The following is a 22459-nucleotide window of genomic DNA, read 5'->3' on the forward strand; positions in this document are numbered from 1 at the left end:
TGCCTACGGGCCGGGCGGCGCTCACAACGAGTGTCTTTGGCGTGGCACAGACAACGGATCGCCGGCGCTCGGCCCCAGGAGGAGATCCAAGATTACGGAGTGCTCCTGGAAGATGACCCGCTGGGTTTGGCTGCCAGCCGTGGGCTCGGTCGGTGTCTTCGCAGGAGAGTCGCCTTCGCGCTCAGCACCTTTCTGCTCAGGCAGAAGAACTGACCCGAAGCGTGAGCCAGCGTCGACGGCGAGCCGCGCCGCCTCGTCCATGTACCGGATCGCGGCCTGATACCGGGCTTGTACGGCGGCGGCGATCGCGTGCCCCGAGGGGTCCAGGTCGCCGGAGTACTCCAGCGGGACGCCGTTGTCGACGGCGAGGGCCAGGAGGGTGTGGTCCACTGCGGTCAGTGTTCCGGACGTGCACACGATCGGCTGGTCGGTGCCCCGCATGAGGGCTTCATCGACGACGGACGGGTTCTCCACCACCAGCCAGGCCCGGCTGCTGTCGAGGGCGGGCGGGTGGGCGGTCAGATCGTGAAGGGTCACGTGGACGGGGCGGTTGTCGGAGCACGCGAGGTTCAGTGCTCGGTCGGTGGGTCCATCGCCGCTGGCGGCGACGTTGAGCACGAGGACTGTCTGGGATAGGCGGTCCGCGATGACGCCGAGGCGCGCGAGCAGCGCGCGTTCGGCGGCCGGCGTGTCTGGTTGGGGAACCTGAAGGAGGTCGCGGGCGAGGAGAACGACCTTGTCTCCGTGCCCGGTGTCGTTGAGGTCGAAGTAGTGAGGATCACCGGTGCAGTGGTGGGCCAGCCGTGCGAGCGTCACAGGCCGTGGCAGCGGCAGGAGTTCACGGAGGCGGCTCAGGGAGTCGATGAGCCAACGCCGGTCCTCCAGCGTTTCGTCGCTGATGCCGTAGCTCCGCAGCCGGGCGGTCAGCAGCGGGGCGTCGGGCAGGGCCCGCGCAGCGTAGTCGTTGATGTCCGCGCGCATCTGGTCGGCGGTCCGGCGCTGGCCAGCGAGGTCTGGGATTGCTACCCCGGCTGCCTCCACCAGGCCGCGGAGGTCATCCGGGGTCCGACCGAGGGCATCAAGCAGCTTCGGGACCGGGACGACAGAGCCATTGCCCGTTGCGCGTAGGGCGACAGGCCGACTGCCCGTTCGGCGGCCTCGGGTGAGCCAGCCGGCGACCATCGCCTGGCCGGTTCGCGACAGCGGCGCGGTGACGTTCCTGATCGCCGCGGCATCGTCCCCGCGCGCGAGGCGGGCGGCGACCGCCTCCCACAGCGGACGGACGTCGAGGTCGGTGAGGTCTCCGGACATCAGTCCTCCTGCCCGGCGGCCGAGAACAGATCGCCGGGGTACTGGTTCGCGGCGTCCACGGTGAGGTCGTCGGCGGGCCGGCGGGGAGCGCCGACGTGGATGCGCGCTGTCTGGGGCGTCCCGCGCCCGGTCCAGATGCTGGGGATGGTGTACCGCATGGTGTTGCTCTTCTGGTGGATGCGGTGGATTCCGACTGCGCCGGTCTCGGGCACGAGCAGTGGCTGCATCGCGGGGAGCGTGACGAGTGCGTCGAAGTCCCAGGTCCGCAGGAGGGCGAGCAGCATGCGCAGGTTCGGGGCGTCGAGGGCGGCGTTCAGCTCGTCGATGAAGATCGCCCGCGGGCCTTCGTATCCGCTGGTGGAGTAGAAGGCATGGGCGGCGGCGAGCAGCGGCAGCATGGTGGCCAGACGCTTCTCGCCCGCGGAGAGCCGGGCCAGCGGGTTGCGGCGCGCGCTGACGGTCTGGAAGACCTCGGTGGCGCTGGTCGGATCGTCGGAGAAGGACCGGTGGGTCAGCGAGATCTCCCACGTGTGCCAGTTCCGGTAGTCGAAGACGTGCTCGACGCGCTTGGCCCAGGTGAGGTGGGTACCCTCCTCGTTCTTCAGCTGCTCGACGAAGAAGTCGTACATCCGGTCGAAGCTGCCCTCGTGGTTGACGTCACGGATCAGAGACAGGGCTTCGCGAGCCACCGGGTCGTCGCTCTTGGGCTTCCACTCCAGCCTCACCCCGACCTGGGCGACGCCGGTGCGCACCTTCGTGAGCGTGGTACGGATTTCCTTGACGATCTCCTCGGCGGTGTGGATCCGGACGTTGATGTCCTTGCGGAGCTCGGAGAAGACGACCCCCTTGATCTCCGTCTGGACCTGCTCGTTGAAGTCCTCTTCGAGGGAGGTGATAGCGACGTCGAGTTCGGACAGCGCCTGGCGCAGGGTCTTGGCACCGACAGAGGCGGTGCCGGTCTCCTGATCGTGACCGTGCTCGGTGACGACGACACGTCGCCACCCGCTGCGGGGGTCCTCCTCGGTGGTCACGTGCCGGCGGATCTCCAGCAGCTTCTCCAGGACCGTACGCACCCTGCCTTCCAGGGCACCGCGCGCGGCCTGCTCCGCCAGACGGGCCTCCTCCGCGTTCTGGCCCGCGGAGGAGCCTCGCTGTTCGAGGATCAGCCGGACCGTGTGAACGGCGTCGGCAGCGCTCTCGGGACGGCTGAGCGCCTCAGCTCCGGCGAGCTCGTCGACGAGGCCGTGGTCGAAGAGTCCCTGGACGGTCTCCAACGCCTTCTCGGCCGCGTCGGCCGCCTGCGCGAGGATGCCGGCGTGGCTGCCGAGCTCCTGCGATACGAGAGCGAGGTCGACCTCGACGTCCTTTTCCTCCTGCGTGTGCGTGGCCAGGTTCACGCGCAATTCGGCCTGGGCCGTCCGTGAGTTCTCCAGCTCGGCCAGGAGGTCCTTGTACGGCTGGTCGTGCTGGCGCAGTTCCTCGCTGTAGTGGTAACGGGCAGCTTCCGCGGCCGATGCGTCGTCCTCCGCGCGCTCACGCAGAGCGCCGGCTCGACGTTCCGCATCGGAGGCTGCCGAGCGATGCCCTGCCGCGGCCGAGAGGGTGAAGTACGTCCGAATCGCTTGGTCGGCCCACTCCCCGAGCCCACTCTGAAGATCGCGCAGCGTCTGCCGGTGGCTGCGAAGAGCCTCGGCCTCGACCGGAACGGTCACGTGGGTGACACGGGCCTTGCGGTGCAGGGCCGTCTTCGTCTCGTGGACCAGGGCGCTGTGCCGGCCGACCTCCCGCTCCACGTCGACGAGCGCGTCGGCGGCCTCTGCGGCCCGGCGGAGCCCTTCGGCCGCGGCTGTCCTGGTGGGCAGGACCGATGCGAGTTCGGCAGGAAGGCTCCTGCGGTCCTGCTCGATCTCGGCTGCTGCTGCCTGTGCGGTTCGCCAGGCGGCTTCGGCCACGGCGTGCTCGCCTTGCACGGTGACGGCTTTCTGAGCGGAGGTACACATGGCCGCCGTGCCGGCCAGCGCGGTGCGGGCAGCTTCGAGGCATGCCATCACCAGGCCGGGCAGCTCCGTGCACACTGCCTGGGCGGTGCGCACCAAGCCGGTGGACGGTTCCACGAAAGCGGCTTGGCACGCCAGCTCCGCAGCCAGGTCGGAGTCCTCGGCGGTGCGCAGCGCCGAGGACGCGTCGGTCTCGGTCCCGTCCGCGATGGCCTCGTGCCTGTCCGCATCCGCAGTGGCGGTCGCGGCGGTGCTCTCCAGTTTCAGCCACTGCGCTGCGTGGGGGAAGACGCGCTCTCGGTCGGCGGTGGCCAGGTCCTCGGTCAGCGCATCGACCAGCTGGCGTGTGGCATCGAGCGCAGCGACTGCCTCCTGTCGCTGGGCACGCAGGTCGGCGAGCAGGATCTGGCGCATGCGTTCACGTGCGGACGCGCCGATGTAGCGCGGCGTCCAGCCAGCGGGGCTCTGGGCGCTGAGTGGACCGAGGTGGACGGTGCCGTCAGAGGCGAAGGCCGCCTGCCCTGGGGTGGGAGCCTCGCCGTGTTCCAGGACCCGGATCGACGCCAGCACGTCGCGGATACGGCTGGCAGCGATCGGGGCTTCCGGATCGGGCACCAGCAGATCGGCGAGGGTCCGGCCCGCGTGCCTGGACGTCGGCAGCAGTGCGACATCGCCCGCCGTCAGCTCCCCGTCCGGCGACACCCAGGCGTCCAGAACACCAGCGGCGAGCAGCGCACCCTCCAGCCGGCCGGCCTCCTCGGCGGGCAGATGACCGGCGAAGTCGACCACCGCCCACAGCGATGCACCCGGCCGGCCGTGGCGTGCGGGGCGCCACGCAGGCTGGCCGGGGCCGGCTTCGCTTCGTTGGGCTTCGACGATCCGATCGTCGATTCCCTCCACCTGGGCCTTGCAGGAGGCCACGTCGATCTTCGCGGTGGTGAGCTCGGCGGTGATCCGGGTGGAGGCGAGGCGGTAGGCCGTAGCCGTGTCCTCCTTCAGGACTTCCGCGTCCACGGCTCGGGGGACGCTCTGATCGTCCGGCAGCCGTAGCACCGTACGGTCCAGGACTGTGAGCGAAGCGGCCCACCGCCGGGTCGCCTCAGCCCAGGATCGGCCTGCCTGCTCGGCGTTCGCTTGGTGCTCGTCGGCGCGGGCCCGCAACAGGGCTGCTTTCTCCCGCGCTTCGCCGGCTTCGTCCCCGAGGCGGGAGGCGTGGGCGGTCGCTGTAGCGGCGGCGTCGAGCGCTTCCGCAGCGCCCTGCAGCAGTGCCCTCCGCTGGCCGAGTTCAGCCCGGGCGTCCTCGGCGAGTTCGGTGACGGTCACCTCCAGGCCGTTCGGCATCGGCGCAGTGTCCTGCGAGGGCACACGCTCGGCGAACTCGGCGACCTGCTGGACGGCCTCGACCATCTCCTCGACGCCAGCGGGGATGCGCGCCAGCTTCGCGGCCTCGGCGGCAAGGTCGCCCGCCCGGTCCCGAGCCCGGCGGCCGGCCTCGGCGGCGGCGACACGGGCCGCTTCGGCCTGCGCGACGGCGGATTCGGCACCGTCGGCCAGCGCCCGGGCCCGCGCCTGCACACCTGTCAGGTCGAGCGAAGCCACTGCTTCGGCCGAGATCTCCTGAAGCCAGCCGTAGATGGCGTTCGGATCCAGCTGAGATGCGACGACGAGTTCACTCGGCGGAGTCGGCAGCCGTACCAACCCGGCGGTGAACCTCTCCAACGCCTTGCGGGCGTCCTCCTCGGCCAGCTCCGCCTCCCCGGTCAGCCGTTGGGCCTTCCCGGCGGCGGTCTCGGACCGCTGCCGGGCACCGTTGTACCGTTCTTGGACATCGGCCTGCGCGGTGAGCAGCACACCGAGCTCTCCGAGGGCCGCGCTCACCTCCTCTGCCGCGGAGGACTGAGCCTCCAGCCAGGCGGCCATCTGTTCCCGAGCGCTCTTCGCTTCCTGCTCGAGTGCAGCAGTCGGCTCCTGCGTGCGGGACGCCCCGAGCCGGTCGCACACCTGGGCCATGGCGTCGTGGAAGGCACCCGCGCCGGCCTCGGCCGCCGGACGGCCGACCTCCCGCGTCAACAAGGCGAGCTGACCGACCGCTTCATCGGCCTCCTGTTCCGCTTCACCGCACGCGTTCTGCGCATCCAGGTACGCACCGGCGGCATCCCCGGCTTCCCCGGCGCTCGTGCGGGCCCGCTCTTCCTGCTGCTGTGCGAGGGCCGCGAGGCTGCCGAGGTCTGCCCCGGGATGGCCGGCGACTCGGCCTTCCAACATCTTGATCGTCTGGGCCAGCAGGCCGAACCGGCGTTCTTCGTCGCGGACCAGCTGGCCGGCGTCCCGAAGGCTCTCCGTAAGGTTGCTCTGCCGCTCGGACAAAGCCCGGTGCTGCCCGACGAGTTGGCCGTGGCGTGCGTGGCTGTCACGGAATTCCACCGCCGCAGTGGAGGCTGCAGCTGCGACGTAGCGGCGGTAGACCGTGCGAACGCTGCCGAGGACCTCCTTCTCCTTTCGGGCGCTGCGCAGTCGGTCCTGAAGCTGCTCCGTCTTCGCCAGCGCGTCGGCGAGGGTCTGCACCCGCCTGGCGTCCAGCGACGGCAGCGCCGACGTGAGGGTGGCCTGCATCGTGCTCGGGCTGATCTTGTCGTTGGCCTGGACGCTGCGCAGCGCGCGAAGGACCGACCCGAGCGCGTCCATCTGGGACGGGTCCAGCGGCTGGTACATCGCCGATCGCACCGCCTCGGTGTACTCCTCCTCGCGGCGCACGACCGAAGCGTGCTCCCTACAGGCGTTCTCGAGCGAGGTGGAGGAGGTGAACAACAGGCCGCCGTACTGGGCGAGCTGACTCGCCAGGTCACCGATGTCAACCGGCATGCCGTCGCGTTCCAGCGTCAGCTGGGCGTTCACCCGTGCCGGGACGAGGAACCACGCCCGCTCCAGGGAGGTGCGCTCGCCGCCGCTGCTCTTGAGCCACAGGCCGGCGGTCAGCCACTGCGTGCAGGTGGTGCCATCGGGGCCGGGATCGGTGCGGCCGTACTCCTGCCACCATGTCCCGCTCTTCGCCGGGCCGGGCCGTCCCTGGGTGTGGATGCTGGTGAGTGTTCCGGCCGCATCGCCCGAGGCCGACAGACTCTTGGAGCTGATGTCGCCGTCGATGAACGTCGGGCACAGGACACCGCCGGTCAAGGACTTCCCGGAGCCGTTCATCCCGACGAGCGCGAGCCACCCGGCGCTGAAGAGGAACTGCTCCTCGCTCCACTGCCAGGAGTTCACGGCACCGGCCCGGGTTGCCTGCCAGCGGCCCACGGCGCCCGGATGCGGATCCAGGACGACCGTCTTCCTGCGCGAGCTGCCCGGCCCGGCAAGGCTCTCCAGCGTACGGTGGTGCTCAGTCATCGAGGCTCTCCCGCCCATCGGTAACGCCTGAAACGGTCGCGGTCTTTGCCGCGCTGGTGGCATGGGAAATCCGGACCTGCCACAGGTGGACGGCCGGAGTCGGCCGCCAGCCCGAGCCCGGCGGGGGATCGGCGCTCACGATCCCGGCCGCCAGCAACTGCTGGATGCTCGCGTCGGCGAGTGAACGCTCGCCGCCCGGCCCCTGGTACCGGCGGGCCCACCACGGACGCTCAGCCAGGTCCCGCCGCACCTGTGAGGACGCCCATTCGATGCCGAACCAGTCCATCGGATCGTCCCGACCGACGAGAGCGTCGAGCAGGAGCAGCGCTCCGTGCTGTTCGAGACTGCGCCCGGCGGGAAACGTCAGATCGGTGCTTCGTCCGTGCGGGTCGGACACCGACCACCAGTCACGGCGCACGGTGCACACGAGTCCGCCAGCTGCGGCGGCGTTCAGGGCGCGCTCGCGCCCGGTGTAGGAGGACAGGTACTTGCCCGCCTCGGTCGCGGGGTCCGGCACCACGCCGGGATCGTCGAGGACGGCCCGCATCGCCAGATGCCTGCGGCGCCTCTCCTGGACCTTCACCGGGGCGTCCTCCGGCAGGTCCTGCTGGTCCGCGCACAGAGCCGCGGCGTGGGTGTCCGGCTGGTCGATATCGATGTCCAGCAGCGAAGGTGCGACGGAAGCGGTCAGCAGGGCAAGGCGCTCGCGGCGCGCCGTGATGACCAGATCGAGTCCCTGGTCCTGCTCGAGCTGGTCCAGGGCGACGTCCGACTCGATGACGTGCCAGGACTCCAACAGCAGCAGGGCGTCGATGAACGCCCGCCTGTGGGCGCCTGCGGTCGCCTGCTTCTCGCCGGCGTCGGCCACGGGACGGAAGCGCGGCAAGCGGCCGAGGTCCGCCTCGGTCCCGCACGCCTGAACGACTGCACGCTGCAGGTCGTTGAAGGTCGCCTGCGTACTGCGCCACAACTGCTCGCAGATCAGGCTGGCCAGCACCAGGACCAGTGGGGAGGCGGGAACCTCCCCGGACTTGCTTCGTCGGACCACGGGGCCGCGGTCCGACGGCGGGTCGGACCGCCGCTTGTACAACCGGCACAGCCCCTCGGAGCGGTAGACCTCGAAGCGCCACCCGACTGTGTGGTCGAACCAGGCGGCCACCTCCCGCTGGTGCGCGGCGGCCAGGCCGAACAGCTCCGGATCGTCCTCGACGGAATGGATCTGCTGGCGCAGCATCCTTGCCACCACGACGCCGGCCTCGGGCTCCAGCCCTCGGGCTGAGCCGGCGCCCGCAGGGCGAGACTGAGCGCCCATCACGCAACCTCCCCTTCCTCGTCGTCCAGCAGGCTGACCTCGACGAGCACATCCGGCGCGGTCAAGGTCCCGTCCTCGAACTCCACGGTCACCATCTGATCCGGATCGCCGGGCCACAGGGTCAGCGCCGCGCCGACGGTGTAGGTCGACCCGCACCCGGCGGAGTCGTCGAAACCGTTCAGGGCTTCCTCCAGCAGCCCGACCAGCACCGCCGTGTGGTCTGCGGCCAGCCCCTTGAAGAAGGACAGCGAGACAGGGCCGGGGGTGACCAGATCGCGGGCGATCGCCTCGAGACGGTTGAGCTCCGCGTCGTTCTGTTCCTCTCCGTGGCGTCGTTCGAGGCCGAGGTCAGGGATTTTGCGAGGCCGCCCGGTCGACTTCGCACCCCGCTCGGTATTGCGCAGGACGACCTTCACCTCGTGATAGGCGCCGGCTTGCGCGATGTCGTGTACGGCGATGTCCTCCTCGGCCGGCGCGAGCGCGTGGCGTGCCGGCCACATTCCGAACGCCGCCGCGAACACCTCATAGGCAGCGGCAGTCGTCGGCTGCGCGTGAAGCATCCGCGCAATCTGCCGAAAGTCCGCACCCACATCACTGCCGCGCGTCGTGGCGTAGTAACGGCGGTCGATGGCGCCGAGCAGCGCGTGGATGGCATCCGCCGCCGCATCCACGAGACGCTCGATGGATCCCCTGGGCGCGAACCATGCCTGGAGGTCGCCCAACTCCCGCTCCCTGTCGGCGGACCAGCTGTCCTGAGCCTCGGGCTCCAAGATGCCGGCACCCGGAAGGGCCCGCCTCACCACCGACGCCACACCCACCGCGTTCAGCTCGTCGAAGGCCGAACGCACACGCCCCAAGGACTGCTCGGTACGTCGGGCGAACTGCCGAAGAGCGAGCAGAATGTGCTCGCGGCTGGTCGCGAACACGGCGTCGTTGCTGACGTCGTGCTGGGCCAACGTCCCCACCGCGCTGTAGAAGTCACCACCCGCCTCCTGCAACTGCTCCAGATGCGCGTTGACGTGCGCCAAGGCAGGGGCGAGCATCCCCGCATCCTCCTTGTAATGGAGCAGCAGTCCGCGCAGAGTCTGCTCCACGGCATCGAGCAGCCGGGGCGGCAGCTGCAGGGTGCGGTCGAGCCGCCCCACGGCCTCCCGTACGGCAGCGACCATCACCCGGCCCTCCCGGGTCAACGACCACGCCTCCCGCCGTCGCCCGCCGTCGGCGTAGCTGCCGACCGGGGCGCTGTAGTTCCGGAAACGGGTCACATATCCCGTGTCCGTCAGCCTCTCCACGACCTCCGACAGGGCCTCGTTGCCGACTGGATCGGCGTATCCGACCTCGGAAAGGAGCCCGCGAATGTCGGACAAGGTCCACATCGGCCCGCGACTGCTCGCCAGCAGCAGCGCTCCGAGTACCGCCGCCGACAACTCCCTCCGCTCGTCGTCCTTGTCGGCAAAGACCCCGAACAGGTCCGTATCGAGCATGCGCCACCAGGCACCGGTCACGTTCAGCTGCCCTTTCGAGTGCGACTCCCCGGACACGTCGATGGCCGAGGCGAGCTATCAGCCGAAGCCGGGCGCGGCACAGCCGCCCCAGTGTCCGACTCCCACGACACAGCGACATCGAGCACCATAAGGAGCAGCACTGACAATTCACGGAAATAGAACAAAAGGGCGAACGAAATTGGCCTGACATCGATTCGATCCGCCCCGACGAATGCCTGGCGGGAGGGCTGCCGAAAAAGGGAGCATCCTTCCCCACCTGGCTGTAACCGGCAACAGTGCGGCGCGACCACAACCAGCCGCACCGCCAACCGGGCTGAGGCCCAGTCGGCCTACGCAGCGCGACACAAGCCCCGAGGGGTCCGCTCAAGTTCGGCGTCAGCGCGGTCGAGTGCGGCGGCCAGGGCGACGACGGGGTCGTCGGCGGAGTCTTTGCCAGCCGTCAGGGTGACCGGCCATCTGGAGCTCTGCCTGATGGTGGAGGGCGGCCGTGACCATCGTGCTGTGGGCTCAGGCGCGGATCTGGTTACCGGCCGATCTTGTGGGGAGTCAACGGCGACGCAAAGCGGCACGACGGGCCTGGGAGGTCTGGCGCGTCCTCCGCTCGGATCTGGCCGGGCGACCGTCCTGTTGATGGTGGCCCTTTTCGCCGGGAGCACGGTGCAGGCCAGGTACGGCGCTGCCTATCGTGATCCGGGTATAGCTCGCGTGCTCTGTGGGGAGCGTGGCGACGGCCGCTTGGGGGACCACGCAAATCGGCCCCAGCTGAGCCGCCGATCAGTGGGCGGCTCAGCCTCCTGGTCGTAGTCAGGCCTCCAGGTTGTAGACCACCGTGACAGGGGCGTGGTCGGACCACCGTTCGGCGTGGGTGGCGGCGCGCTCGACGTATGCCTCAATCGCCTTGGCGGCGATGCCGGGTGTTGTACAATGCAGGTCGATGCGCCAGCCGGAGTCGTTGTCGAAGGCGCGGCCGCGGTAGGACCACCAGGAGTAGGGGCCGGTGCGGTCGGGGTGGAGGGCGCGGACGACGTCGACGTAGCCGGCCTCGTCGTAGACGCGGGAGAGCCAGGCGCGTTCCTCGGGGAGGAAGCCGGCTGACTTCTGGTTGGCCTTCCAGTTCTTGAGGTCCTCGGGGCGGTGGGCGATGTTCCAGTCGCCGCAGACCACGACCTCGCGGCCGTCGGCGGCGGCGCGGGTGCGCAGCGCGGTGAGGTGGACGAGGAATTCCGCCATGAAGCGTTCCTTTTCGTCCTGGCGCTCGGTGCCGACCTCGCCGGAGGGGAGGTAGAGGCTGGCGACGGTCAATCCGGGAAGGTCGATTTCCACATACCTGCCCGAATTGTCGAATTCCTCCGACCCGAATCCGATCACGGTGCGCTGCGGCTCCTGTCGGGACAGGATGGCGACGCCGGCGCGGCCCTTGGTGGCGGACGGTGCCCAGACCGCGTGCCAGCCGTCCAGGTCGCGCAGTTCGACGGGCAGCTGCTCGGGCTCGGAGCGCACCTCCTGGAGGCAGATCACGTCCGCCTCGGTGCCGGCCAGCCACTCGACGAGGCCCTTCTTGGCCGCCGCCCGGATTCCGTTCACGTTCACACTCGTCACCACGATCACCCGGGCAGCCTACCGACTGGCCGTATCCGACCCGAATCGTGACGCGCGGCAGGGTCGGGTCCGACGGAATGCGGCAGCGACTGACAGGAGCTGTCGTGAACGCGGCATGAATATGTGCGACAGTCGCACCGGGCCGCGTCATTGGTCTTGACCATCTCCGGACGGAGCACCTAGGGTCGCTTACTGCAAGGACCTTTAATAAAGAAGGACGGATAAAGCCCGCTCTCCCACCTGCCGCAACAGCGGACAGCGGGCCCGGCATCCGCCCTCCTTGTCTCAGGGCGGACGGAACAACAGGTGGAGGACGCGGTGGGGACGACAGGACAGCTTTCTGCGGTGCCGGAGCCGAAGTACTGGCACCTGCGCACCGTGCTGCTGCGGGCCATCGACTCGGAGTTCTCCACCGGTCAGGTCCTTCCCAACGAGCGCGACCTCTCCGCCCGCTTCGGCGTGGCACGGGCGACGCTGCGCCAGGCGCTCGACCAGCTGGAGCTGGAGGGCCGGCTGGTCCGCCGCCGGGGCATCGGCACCCTGATCGCTGCCCCGCGGGTCGGCGTCCCGGTCAACCGGCAGGAGGAGGGCTGGCCCGGCACCGCCCGCAGCCAGTCGTGGCGGACGATCGACTGCACCACCGCCCCCGCCACCGCGCAGCTGGCCAAGGGCCTCGGGATCGCCGAGGGCGCCACCGTGCACACCGTCCGCCGGGTCCGCATGGTGGAGGGGCGGGCGATGGCGACCGAGTCGCTGCACGTCCCGGCCGCCGCCCTGCCGCACCTGCCCGGCTTCCGCGCCGAGAGCGACCGCGCCCGTTCGGTGCTGCGCCAGCTGGAGCGGCTGGAGGTCGACGGCGAGTCGCGCTCGGTCGAGCTGGGCGTCGCCGAGGCCGCCGAGGCTGCCCTCCTGGAGCGCCCGCCGGGCTCCCCGGTGCTGGTCCTGACCACCCAGTACGCCGCGGGTGGCCGTCTCGCCGCCCTGGCCGTCGCCACCTACCGGGCGGACACCTGCAAGCTGACCTTCGGCGAGACCGGGCTGGTCGAGGTCACCCCGGTCGCCGGGACGACCGAGGTCCGCTCCGCCTCCTGAGGCAGCGCGTTCCGAGGGAGCGCGTTCCGAGGGAGCGCGCCCCTGAGGGGCCCGCGTCCTGAGGGGCCACGTCCTGAGAGGGCGTGTCCTGATGTGCGGCCTTCCGACCCACCACCCCTGAACCACTTTCCGGAAACCCTCAGGTCGAGGCCCGGGCGCCAACCGGCCTCCGGGCCTTTGCCGTTGGGCCCTCGGCGGTCGGGGCCACCGCGGTCGGGGCTGCTGTCCTCGGGCCCCGGCAGGGCGGTGGCGAGGGAGGCGGCGGGGGAGGCGGAAGAGCCGGCCAGGGACGCCCGCGCCCCCGCCCCCCGCCGTCCCCCGTCGGGGTCAGGCCCGGGGCGGGTCCACCGCGAAGAGCTGCTCCTCGACGTGGTCCAGGGCGACGCGCAGGGCGCCCATCGCCACGACCTCCGAGCCGAGGGCCGCCAGCGCGACCTCGGGGGCGCGCAACGTGAACTGGGAGAGGCGTTCGCGAAGGGGGTCGAGGACGCCGTCGAGGCCGGCCGCCCAGCCGCCGATGACCACGAGCTGCGGGTCGATGGCGAGGACGAGCGCGGCGACGCCCTGGACGAGGCGGGTGAGGAAGCGGTCCATGGCGACCTTCGCGACCTCGTCGCCCTCCCGGGCCAGCCGCAGGACGCGGGCGACGGCGGCCTCGTCCAGCGGGTTGAGCGGCTTGCCGGTGGTGGACAGCAGGCGCTCGGGGGTGACCTCCTGGCCGAGCAGGTGCAGGGCGCCGATCTCGCCGGCCGCGCCGCCGTAGCCGCGGTGCAGTTTGCCGTTGATGAGGGAGCCGGCGCCCGGGCTGAGTCCGGCCATCACGAAGACGACGTCGTCGGCGCCGAGCGCCGAGCCCTGCCAGTGTTCGGCGATGGCGGCGAGGTTGGCGTCGTTCTCGATCATGACCGGGCAGCGGAAGGAGCGCCGCAGCCGGGCGCCGAGGTCGAGGCCGGTCCAGCCGGGCATCGCGGTGCCGAGCCGGATGGTGCCCTCGCGGTCGACGATGCCGGGGGTGCCGATGCCGACGGCCCAGAGGTTGTCGCGGGAGATCCCCGCCTTGCGCAGCACCTCGGCGACGGCGGTCCGGACGGCGGTGAGCCGGTCCTCGGCCTCCAGGGTCTCGTCGACCGGTTTGAAGTGACTGCCCACCACGTCGCCGGTGAGGTCGGCGAGGATGACGCGGATGTCGTGCACGCCGATCTCGATGCCGAGGATGTGCCCGGCCTCGGCGCGGAAGCGGAACCAGCGGGCCGGGCGGCCGCGGCGGCCGGTGCCCGGCTGGCCGTCCTCCTTCGGCTGTTCGACCTCGGCGACCAGTCCGGTCTCGACCAGACCCTCGATCACGCCCTCGACCGTCGGGCGGGAGAGCCCGGTCTCGCCGACGAGCTGAGTGAGGGTCACGGAGTGGCCGTTCCGCAGCGCCCGGAGCGTGACCGCCGCGTTGATCCGCCGCAGCAGCGAGGAGTCTCCTCCGGTGAGCCGATCCGCCAATGCGATGCCCTTCGCCGTTCGCGCGACTGCCCTGGCGCGCGGTGTCGAGTGCGCGGTGCCCACCGAGTGGCCCGCGGGGGTGCGTCCCCGGAACGCGGCACGGCGGCAGGGGGCCGCCTGCGCGAGGGCCGGAGGACAAGCGGAGCCTACCCGGGGACCGGCCCGGGCGGCGAGAATCCTTGCAGCTCACCCATGCTTCGGTATCGAAATGGTACGGATCGGGTGGCGGTGCGTGACCCGGACTTCACCGCTCGGCCACGAGCGGCCCGCGCCCGGGCCGTCGGGACCGCACGGACCAGCGGGAACGCGTCGACAGCAGTGAGCCGAGGCTGCGCCGGGAGCCGGCCGACAGGGCGCTGAGCACGGAACAGACCGAGCCGGCCGAGCCGACGGAGAGCAGGCTGCCGACCGAGAGCACGGAGCCGGCCGAGCCGATCGACAGCACCGACCCGACCGATCCGACGGAGAGGACGGACCCGACGGAGCCGATCGACAGCACCGAGGCGATCGAGCCGATGGACCGGAGGGAGCCGATCGAGCCGCGGGCGGACCGGGCGGACCGGGCGAGACGTGCGGGAGCGGTCATGGTCCTTGATCGTAGCTGCGGTGCCCCGACGGCCGCGGTGCCCGGGCGGCTGTCCTGCCGCGCCCCCGTCCGCTGGCCCGCCAAGTTCCCTCCCGCGGTCTCGGCCCCCCGTGGCCGCCGCCTCAGTCCACCCGGGCCACGAACAGCCGCTGTCCCAGCAGCTCCATCGGGTGCCCGTCCTCCGGCAGCGTGCGGACGGTCGGGCAGCCGGCCGCCGTGAGGGCGGCCTGCCAGTGTCCGGACGGGTGGGCGGAGGGGTGCCGCCGGGTGCGGCCGGTGATCAGCAGGTCGAGCTGTTCGGCGGTGGGGGCGGTGAGCAGCAGCCGGCCGCCGGGGGAGAGCAGCGGGACGAGTGCCGCGGCCTCCTCGTCCGGTTGCCGGGTCGCGGTGGCGACGACGAGGTCGTAGCGCCCGCCGTCGGGGGTGGTGTGGTGGTCGGCGCTCGGGCGGGGGCGGGCGGCGAGGGCCCGGGCGACCGTGGTGTCGACACCGTCGAGGTCGAGTTCGAGGACGCGCAGTGGCGCCGGTCCGTCGTGGGCGTCGGCGGTGGCGCGCACCAGGGTGGCGAGGGCGGTGCCGAGGTAGCCGCGGGCGGTGGACCAGCGGACCGGTGCGGAGGCGGGGTGGGGTGCCGCTTCGCCGGTGATCAGGCGGGGCAGCCGCAGGGCGCCGCGGCGGACGCGGTCGAGGGGGGCGGCGGGGCCGAGTCCGTCGGCCCAGGCCTCGACGACGGGTTGCCAGGATTCGCGGACCTCGGCGGCGACGAGGGCGGGTCCGCCGTGGAAGAGCGGCCCTTGGGCGCCGCCGTCGTGACGGGTGATCAGGCCGTTCCGGGCGAGCGCGTCGAGCCAGCGGGTGACGCGGGGGCGCTGGGCGGGGGCGACCATGGCCGTGGCCTGCACCTCGGCCTCGGAGTACCCGCGTCCGGGGTCGGTGAGGACGCCGCTCTGCTGGAGGGTGAGCAGCAGGGAGAGGAGCACGGCGCGGTCTAGGCGGGCGCCGAAGTCGCGGACCTGTTCGGCGGTGATGCCGATGCTGTGCTTCCAGGCGGCGGCGGTGGCGGCTTCGGTGGCGGCGCGCAGGCGGCGGTCGGCGGCTTCGGCGTTGCTGTCGGGGGCGCGGACGTGGGCGAGGACGGCGCCGAGGGCGTCGACGGCGGCGTACACGTCCTCCTGGCGGGGTTCGGGGCCGATGTGCAGGACGAGCCGGAGCGCGCTGAGGTCGTGGCCGGCGGGGTCGTGGCCGGTGCGGTCCTGGGCGCCGGGCTCCGCGCCGCCACCGCCGGCGGCGGCGGCGTTGGCGTCGGCGCCGGTCGGTCGGCTGAGGCGCCAGAGCAGGGCGGAGGGCAGGCTGAGGTGGGTGGTGCGGTGGGCGGCGACGGCGGCGAGCTGTTCCTCGGGCGGCTGCTCGGGGTCGCCGCAGTGGACGGTGCCGCCGGCCAGCAGGGTGGCGAGGGAGAGGTCGACGGCGAGGTCGGTGACGGGGTGGAGGACGGTGTGCCGGATGGGCGGCGGGCCGAGGACGCCGGCCCAGTACCGCAGTCGCTGCTCGGCGGCGCGGGCGGCGGAGGGGGCGAGTGCCGCGTGTTCGGCGACGCGTTCGGCGAGGGCCCGCGGGAGGCCGCCCGGCGGGGAGACGCCGAGTAGCAGGCCGATGCCGCTGATCGCGCGCCCGTCGGCGACGACGGCGGGCCGGTCGCCGAGTTCGCGCAGCGCGCTGACCAGGGCAGGAGTCGTGGGCACGGTGATCACTCCGGGGTGCGGGGGAGAAACCGCACTACTGAACCATGTGGCCGGGCCGGGGGATGCCGCGTACGAGTCAAGCTTCCGTAATGATTTTCATATCGGCCAGCCAAGGGTCGGGGTGAAGCCGGAGCGAATCCGTCGGAACTTCGCATTCCGGGAGTCCGGGCCTTGGATTCGGAAGTCCGGAGTTCCGCGTTCCGGAACTCCGGCGCGATCCCTTGACAGCCGGTCCGGAGGCTGGATTACTGGGCCCGAGTATGCCTGACCGAACGATCGGTAGGCCGCTCCGGATCGGCCGACCAGCGAAGGAGCGATGATGACCGGCACCGCACCCGTCCCGCGCCGACACCTCGGGGAGCCGATCCCGCCCGGACTCCTGGACGCCGGTGAGCGGATGGGCCCGGAGGAGCTGCGCGCCCACCAGCTCACCCGGTTGCGGGCCACTCTGCGGCACGCCTACGACAACGTCGAGCTCTACCGCCGCAAGTTCGACGCGGCCGGCGTCCACCCCGAGGACTGCCGCAGCCTGGCGGACCTCGCCCGCTTCCCCTTCACCACCAAGGCCGACCTGCGCGAGGGCTACCCCTTCGGCATGTTCGCCGTCCCGATGGACCGGGTCCGCCGGATCCACGCCTCCAGTGGCACCACCGGCCTGCCGACCGTGGTCGGCTACACCGAGAACGACCTCTCCATGTGGGCCGACGTGGTCGCCCGCTCGATCCGCGCGGCCGGCGGCCGGGCCGGCCACAAGGTCCACATCGCCTACGGCTACGGGCTGTTCACCGGCGGCCTCGGCGCGCACTACGGTGCCGAGCGGGCCGGCTGCACCGTCATCCCGGCCTCTGGGGGCATGACGGCCCGACAGGTGCAGCTGATCCGTGACTTCGAGCCCGAGATCATCATGGTCACCCCGTCCTACCTGCTCACCCTGCTCGACGAGTTCGAGAAGCAGGGCATCGACCCCCGCAGCACCTCGCTCAAGGTGGGCATCTTCGGTGCCGAGCCGTGGACGGAGGAGATGCGGCGCGAGATCGAGGAGCGGCTCGACCTGCACGCCGTGGACATCTACGGCCTCTCCGAGGTGGTCGGCCCGGGCATCGCGCAGGAGTGCGTGGAGACCAAGGACGGACTGCACATCTGGGAGGACCACTTCTACCCGGAGGTCGTCGACCCGTTCACCGACGAGGTGCTGCCCGAGGGCGAGGGCGGTGAGCTGGTCTTCACCTCGCTCACCAAGGAGGCGCTGCCGATCGTCCGCTACCGCACCCGCGACCTCAGCCGGCTGCTGCCGGGCACCGCGCGCCCGGCCTTCCGGCGGATGGAGAAGGTCACCGGGCGCAGCGACGACATGATCATCCTGCGCGGGGTGAACGTCTTCCCGACCCAGATCGAGGAGATCCTGCTGCGCACCCCGGGTGTCGCACCGCACTTCCAGCTGCGGCTCACCCGGGAGGGGCGGCTGGACCGGATGACCGTCCGGGTCGAGGCCCGGCCGGACGCGCCGGCCGAGCAGCGGGACGCGGCTCGGGAGGCGATCGTCCGCGCGGTGAAGGACGGGGTCGGTGTCACGGTCGCGGTCGAGGTGGTCGACCCGTACACGCTGGAGCGCTCGGTCGGGAAGATCAAGCGGGTGATGGACCAGCGGGGCTGAACCTCCGGGGGTCGAGACCGGAGTCGAGCCCGGGCCCGGGTCGAGGACGTGGGCCGGGCCGCCCTGAGGAGGTCGGAGGCGCGCGGCTGTCCGGGGGGTGATGCCGCGCGCCTCCGACGTCTACAGAAATGTAGACGTTCGGCCGGGGGTGCGTCCAGCCGCCACTCCTGCTACCCCTTTCGGCCCACCGGAATCGTGGGCGCGGCACATGCTTCCCAGACTCGGAGAGGAGAAGGGGGTGGACCCAACCGGAGAGGCACCTTCATGAGCATCGGGTTTCGCCGCGTCCTCGCGGTCGCCGCAGTGGTTTCCGTCGGCCTGGGCGTGGCATCCTGCGGCAGCGCCAAGCAGTCCTCCTCTGGCTCTGGCGGCTCGTCGGGCAGTGCGGCCGCCGGGAGCGGCAGCGCCTCCGTGGGGGCCGTCCGGATCGGTCTGCTGCTGCCGGAGACCAAGACCACCCGCTACGAGCAGTTCGACCGCCCGCTGATCGAGCAGAAGATCAAGGAGCTGGCGCCGGACGCGCAGATCGACTACTACAACGCCAACCAGGACGCGACGACCCAGCAGACCCAGGTCGACACCGCCCTCACCAAGGGCGACAAGGTGCTGATCCTCGACCCGGTCGACTCCAAGTCGATCCAGTCCTCGGTGCAGAAGGCCCACGACGCGGGCGTCAAGGTGATCGCCTACGACCGCCTGGCCCAGGGCCCGGTCGACACGTACGTCTCCTTCGACAACCAGAAGGTCGGCCAGTTGCAGGGCCAGGCGCTGGTCGCGGCGGTCGGCAACAAGGCCAACGCGGGCCAGATCATCATGATCAACGGGTCGCCCACCGACCCCAACGCGGCCGACTTCAAGGCCGGCGCGCACAGCGCCATCGACGGCAAGCTGAAGATCGGCAAGGAGTACGACACCCCGCAGTGGGACCCGAACCTGGCGAACCAGGAGGCCGCGGCGGGCATCACCGCGATCGGCCCGGCCAACGTGGTCGGCATCTACTCCGCCAACGACGGCATGGCCGCCGGTATCGCCACCGCGCAGAAGGCGGCCGGGATCAACACCCCGCTCACCGGTCAGGACGCCCAGCTCGACGCCATCCAGCGGATCGTGGCCGGCACCCAGACCATGACGATCTACAAGCCGTTCAAGCCGGAGGCCGACGCGGCCGCCGAGATGGCCGTCGCCCTGGCCGCCGGTCAGACCCCGGCGCCCAGCCTGGTGCCCACGACGGCGACCAACGGCAGCAACAACAAGACGCTGGCCAACCTGATCACCCCGATCGTCGTCAACAAGGACAACATCAAGACCACCGTGGTCCAGGACGGCCTCTACACCGTCGCCCAGATCTGCACGCCGGACTACGCCGCCGCCTGCCAGGCCGCCGGCCTCCAGTAGCCGCCGTCCCCCCTCGAAACCCGAACAGGCCCCGCCTCCACGACGGAGGCGGGGCAAGGGAGTTGGTCACTGTGGCAGGTGAGACCGTACTGGCCCTGCGCGGGGTCTCCAAACGGTTCGGCGCCGTCCAGGCGCTCACCGACATCGAACTGGAGGTGCACGCCGGCGAGGTGGTGGCCCTGGTCGGCGACAACGGCGCCGGCAAGTCCACCCTGGTCAAGGCGATCGCCGGCGTGCACCAGCCCGACGAGGGCGTCATCGAGTGGCAGGGGAAGCCGGTGTCCATCCACCGGCCGCAGGACGCCCAGCAGTTGGGCATCGCGACGGTCTACCAGGACCTCGCGCTCTGCGACAACCTCGACGTGGTCGGGAACCTCTTCCTCGGCCGCGAGATCCGGCGCTTCACCATCCTCGACGAGGTCGCGATGGAGAAGCGCTCCCGGACGCTGCTGGACACCCTCTCCATCCGCATCCCCAGCGTGCGGATCCCGGTCGCCTCGCTCTCCGGCGGTCAGCGCCAGGTGGTGGCGATCGCCCGCGCGCTGATCGGCTCGCCCAAGGTCGTGATGCTGGACGAACCCACCGCCGCCCTCGGCGTCGAGCAGACCGCCCAGGTGCTCGACCTGGTCGAGCGGCTGCGTGAGCAGGACCACGGCGTGATCCTGATCAGCCACAACATGGCGGACGTGATGGCCGTCGCGGACACCGTCGCGGTGCTGCGTCTCGGCCGCAACAACGGCGTCTTCGACAAGCACTACACCAACCAGGAAGAGATCATCTCGGCCATCACCGGCGCCACGGACAACGCCGTGACCCGTCGCAAGGCCCGTGGCCAGGAGGGTTCCGAGTGAGCGAGAACTATCCCGGGGGCACCCCGGGCGGCGAGCCCGAACACCGCCACACCCCGCTGCCCGAGGACAGCATGCCCACCGGCGGCGTCAACGCCCCCGAGCCGGTCGCCCCCGGGGCGACCCCCGTGGTCGACCCGCGGCTGATCGTGCGCCAGCAGGGCGTCAAGGGCTACGTCGGGGAGTTCCGGCGGCGCCTGCGCAGCGGTGAACTCGGCTCGCTGCCGGTCGTGCTGGCGCTGATCGTGATCTGGGCCGTGTTCGGCAGCCTGAACAGCAGCTTCCTGTCCGCCCAGAACCTCTCCAACCTGTCCCAGCAGATCGTCGGCACCGGCATGATCGCGATCGGCGTGGTCTTCGTGCTGCTGCTCGGCGAGATCGACCTCTCGGTCGGCTCCGTCAGCGGTCTGTGTGCCGCGATCTACGCCGTCCTGAGCGTCTCGGACGGCGTCAACCAGTACCTCGCGCTGATCACCGCCCTCGTCGGCGGCGCGGTGGTCGGCTGCATCCAGGGCGTCTTCTTCGCCAAGGTCGGCGTCCCGGCCTTCGTGGTCACCCTCGCCGGTAACCTCGGCTGGAACGGTCTGATGCTGCAGATCCTCGGCAGCACCGGCACCGTCAACCTCCCCGGCACGGACATCGTCTCCCGGCTCTACAGCACCATCTACGGCCAGCAGGCCGCGGCGTACGGGGCGGCGCTCGTCGGCGTCCTGCTGTTCGTCTTCTCCCAGTTGCTCGACACCCGCCGGCGGCAGGCCGCGGGCGTCCCGTCCCGGCCGATGACCGACATCGTGCTGCGGACCGTCCTGCTGGCCATCGTGGCGTTCCTCGCCGCCTACACGCTCAACCAGTACAAGGGGCTGCCGCTCGCGCTGCTGATCTTCCTGATCTTCATCGTGGTGCTGGACTTCGTGCTGCGCCGCACCACCTACGGCCGGCAGGTCTTCGCGCTCGGCGGCAACATCGAGGGCGCCCGGCGTGCGGGCATCAACGTGGCCTGGATCCGGATCACCGTCTTCACCATCTGCTCCACCATGGCGGCGGTCGGCGGCCTCTTCCTGGCCGCGCAGATCCAGTCCGCCAGCCAGACCTCCGGCGGCGGCAACCTGCTGATGAACGCCATCGCGGCGGCCGTCATCGGCGGCACCAGCCTCTTCGGCGGGCGCGGCAAGACCTGGTCGGCGCTGCTCGGTGCGCTGGTGATCGGCTCGATCCAGTCCGGGATGAACATCCAGGGCCTGAGCAACGCCATCCAGTTCATGATCACCGGTGCGGTGCTGCTGGCCGCCGTCGTGGTCGACTCCCTGGCCCGCCGCACCCAGAAGGCGGCCGGTCGCGCCTGAGCCCACCCCGTCTGGCCCTATGCTGCGGGACATGCCGAGTGAGCTGCGCACTCTTCAGCCGGCCGAGGACCTCGCCTTCATCCGGCGTGTGACCGAGCTGAAGCCCGTCCCCTTCGTGTCCGAGATCAGCCTGCACATGGCCGAGGACGCCATCGCCCTCTGGGAGACCACCGAGCGGGCGCGCGGGCGGGCCGGACTTCCGCCGCCGTTCTGGGCCTTCGCCTGGGCGGGCGGGGTGGCCGTCAGCCGCTACGTGCTGGACCACCCCGACCTGGTGGCGGGCCGCACGGTGCTGGACGTCGCCGCCGGTTCCGGACTGGTCGGGGTCGCCGCCGCGCTGCGCGGCGCGGCCTCGGTGCGTGCCGCCGAGATCGACGCCTACGCGGTGGCCGCGATCGGCCTCAACGCCGAGGCCAACGGGGTGCGGGTGGAGGGCGCCTTGGTGGACCTGGTGGACGGGGACGGCGCCCCGGCCGAGGTGGTGCTCGCGGGCGACGTCTTCTACGAGCGGGCCATGGCCGCCCGCTTCCTGCCGTTCCTGGAACGGGCGGCGGCCCGCGGCGCGACCGTCATCGTCGGCGACCCGGGCCGTGCCTACCTGCCGCGGGAGCGGTTCACGGCGGTCGCGGCCTACCAGGTGCCGGTGGTCGCCGACCTGGAGGACACAGCCGTCAAGACCACCACGGTGTGGCGGCTCGGCTGACGGGCGTTCGATCCGCCGGGGCGTCCGACCTGTCGGCGCGTTCGACCCGCGCCGCAGCGGTGGGGTTTCGGTGCGGGTGCGGTGCCCGGGCGCGTCCTGACCGCAGCCCTGGCCGGGGGCGCCCTGGCGACGGTCGCCAAGGTCGCCACCGCCCAGCCCGCGGCGGCCGCCTCGATCACCGTTGACCTCAACAAGATGCGCCAGCAGGTCCAGGACCTCCGTCAGAAGGCCAACCGTCTGGACCACGAGGGCGAGCGGGACGCGGCGTGCAAGGCCCGCGCCCAGGCCGACCAGCTGCAGCGCCGGATCGACCAGATCGAGAAGTCCGAGCGGGAGGCCGGCCGTCACTTCTGAGGGTCGCCGTGTTCCCGCTGCGCTTTCGCCGCCGCCCGCTCCGCCCGCTTGACGGGCCGGGGCGGGCGGCGCCCCCGTTAGCCGAGAGGGCCGTACTGGTGCGGGCCGTCCCGGGAGTGGAAATCCCTGTGGCGGAAACAGGC

General features: G+C 71.4%; 15 protein-coding genes. 7 read left to right on the plus strand and 8 right to left on the minus strand.

The features are described from left to right. Positions 1-21: 21 nt before the first annotated feature. From ACFV04_RS18665 to ACFV04_RS18685, 5 genes are all read right to left on the minus strand, one after another. On the minus strand, positions 22-1311 hold the full coding sequence (locus ACFV04_RS18665; protein ID WP_380530228.1) for a DUF2399 domain-containing protein: 1290 nt from the start codon (positions 1309-1311) through the stop codon (positions 22-24). Next, on the minus strand, positions 1311-6692 hold the full coding sequence (locus tag ACFV04_RS18670; protein ID WP_380530231.1) for an SbcC/MukB-like Walker B domain-containing protein: 5382 nt from the start codon (positions 6690-6692) through the stop codon (positions 1311-1313). Before ACFV04_RS18670 ends, ACFV04_RS18665 begins: the two co-directional genes overlap by 1 nt. Next, complete coding sequence (locus ACFV04_RS18675) at positions 6685-7926, minus strand: DUF2398 family protein (RefSeq protein WP_380530234.1); 1242 nt, start codon at positions 7924-7926, stop codon at positions 6685-6687. Before ACFV04_RS18675 ends, ACFV04_RS18670 begins: the two co-directional genes overlap by 8 nt. Positions 7927-8003: 77 nt before the next feature. Continuing rightward, positions 8004-9509, minus strand: coding sequence for a DUF2397 family protein (locus tag ACFV04_RS18680; RefSeq protein WP_380530237.1), 1506 nt, complete (start codon positions 9507-9509; stop codon positions 8004-8006). Positions 9510-10313: 804 nt separating this feature from the next. Continuing rightward, positions 10314-11117, minus strand: a complete 804-nt coding sequence (locus tag ACFV04_RS18685) for an exodeoxyribonuclease III (protein ID WP_380530240.1) — start codon at positions 11115-11117, stop codon at positions 10314-10316. A gap of 309 nt (positions 11118-11426) precedes the next feature. On the opposite strand from ACFV04_RS18685, the gene ACFV04_RS18690 reads away from it, so the two are divergent. Then, positions 11427-12200, plus strand: coding sequence for a GntR family transcriptional regulator (locus tag ACFV04_RS18690; protein WP_360262999.1), 774 nt, complete (start codon positions 11427-11429; stop codon positions 12198-12200). A gap of 327 nt (positions 12201-12527) precedes the next feature. Here the strand turns inward: ACFV04_RS18690 and ACFV04_RS18695 are convergent, their stop codons facing one another. The 3 genes from ACFV04_RS18695 to ACFV04_RS18705 form a co-directional block, all read right to left on the minus strand. Further along, positions 12528-13691, minus strand: coding sequence for an ROK family protein (locus ACFV04_RS18695; RefSeq protein ID WP_360262997.1), 1164 nt, complete (start codon positions 13689-13691; stop codon positions 12528-12530). Between the two features lie 244 nt (positions 13692-13935). Continuing rightward, on the minus strand, positions 13936-14277 hold the full coding sequence (locus ACFV04_RS18700) for a hypothetical protein (RefSeq protein WP_380530243.1): 342 nt from the start codon (positions 14275-14277) through the stop codon (positions 13936-13938). 122 nt (positions 14278-14399) lie between these two features. Next, the gene (locus ACFV04_RS18705) at positions 14400-16019 is read right to left on the minus strand and encodes a hypothetical protein (protein WP_380530246.1); all 1620 of its coding nucleotides are present in this window, start codon (positions 16017-16019) and stop codon (positions 14400-14402) included. Between the two features lie 319 nt (positions 16020-16338). On the opposite strand from ACFV04_RS18705, the gene paaK reads away from it, so the two are divergent. The 6 genes from paaK (at position 16339) to ACFV04_RS18735 (ending at position 22316) form a co-directional block, all read left to right on the plus strand. Then, on the plus strand, positions 16339-17673 hold the full coding sequence (gene paaK, locus ACFV04_RS18710) for a phenylacetate--CoA ligase PaaK (RefSeq protein WP_380530249.1): 1335 nt from the start codon (positions 16339-16341) through the stop codon (positions 17671-17673). A 264-nt stretch (positions 17674-17937) separates the two neighbouring features. Beyond that, complete coding sequence (locus ACFV04_RS18715; protein ID WP_380340517.1) at positions 17938-19068, plus strand: sugar ABC transporter substrate-binding protein; 1131 nt, start codon at positions 17938-17940, stop codon at positions 19066-19068. A 71-nt stretch (positions 19069-19139) separates the two neighbouring features. Continuing rightward, positions 19140-19919, plus strand: coding sequence for an ATP-binding cassette domain-containing protein (locus ACFV04_RS18720; RefSeq protein WP_380340520.1), 780 nt, complete (start codon positions 19140-19142; stop codon positions 19917-19919). 71 nt (positions 19920-19990) lie between these two features. Then, on the plus strand, positions 19991-21259 hold the full coding sequence (locus tag ACFV04_RS18725; RefSeq protein WP_380340602.1) for a sugar ABC transporter permease: 1269 nt from the start codon (positions 19991-19993) through the stop codon (positions 21257-21259). A 31-nt stretch (positions 21260-21290) separates the two neighbouring features. Beyond that, on the plus strand, positions 21291-21962 hold the full coding sequence (locus ACFV04_RS18730) for a class I SAM-dependent methyltransferase (RefSeq protein WP_380530253.1): 672 nt from the start codon (positions 21291-21293) through the stop codon (positions 21960-21962). Positions 21963-22043: 81 nt separating this feature from the next. Then, positions 22044-22316, plus strand: a complete 273-nt coding sequence (locus ACFV04_RS18735; protein ID WP_380530256.1) for a hypothetical protein — start codon at positions 22044-22046, stop codon at positions 22314-22316. Positions 22317-22459 lie beyond the last annotated feature (143 nt).

This window comes from Kitasatospora sp. NPDC059599 (assembly GCF_042735125.1).
Lineage (GTDB): Bacteria > Actinomycetota > Actinomycetes > Streptomycetales > Streptomycetaceae > Kitasatospora.

Excerpts from the sequence above, each read along its gene's own strand:
- ACFV04_RS18665 (WP_380530228.1), bottom strand. The coding sequence starts at position 1,311 with ATGTCCGGAGACCTCACCGACCTCGACGTCCGTCCGCTGTGGGAGGCG.
- ACFV04_RS18670 (WP_380530231.1), bottom strand. The coding sequence starts at position 6,692 with ATGACTGAGCACCACCGTACGCTGGAGAGCCTTGCCGGGCCGGGCAGC.
- ACFV04_RS18675 (WP_380530234.1), bottom strand. The coding sequence starts at position 7,926 with ATGCTGCGCCAGCAGATCCATTCCGTCGAGGACGATCCGGAGCTGTTC.
- ACFV04_RS18700 (WP_380530243.1), bottom strand. The coding sequence starts at position 14,277 with ATGACCGCTCCCGCACGTCTCGCCCGGTCCGCCCGGTCCGCCCGCGGC.
- paaK (WP_380530249.1), top strand. The coding sequence starts at position 16,339 with ATGACCGGCACCGCACCCGTCCCGCGCCGACACCTCGGGGAGCCGATC.
- ACFV04_RS18715 (WP_380340517.1), top strand. The coding sequence starts at position 17,938 with ATGAGCATCGGGTTTCGCCGCGTCCTCGCGGTCGCCGCAGTGGTTTCC.
- ACFV04_RS18725 (WP_380340602.1), top strand. The coding sequence starts at position 19,991 with ATGCCCACCGGCGGCGTCAACGCCCCCGAGCCGGTCGCCCCCGGGGCG.
- ACFV04_RS18730 (WP_380530253.1), top strand. The coding sequence starts at position 21,291 with ATGCCGAGTGAGCTGCGCACTCTTCAGCCGGCCGAGGACCTCGCCTTC.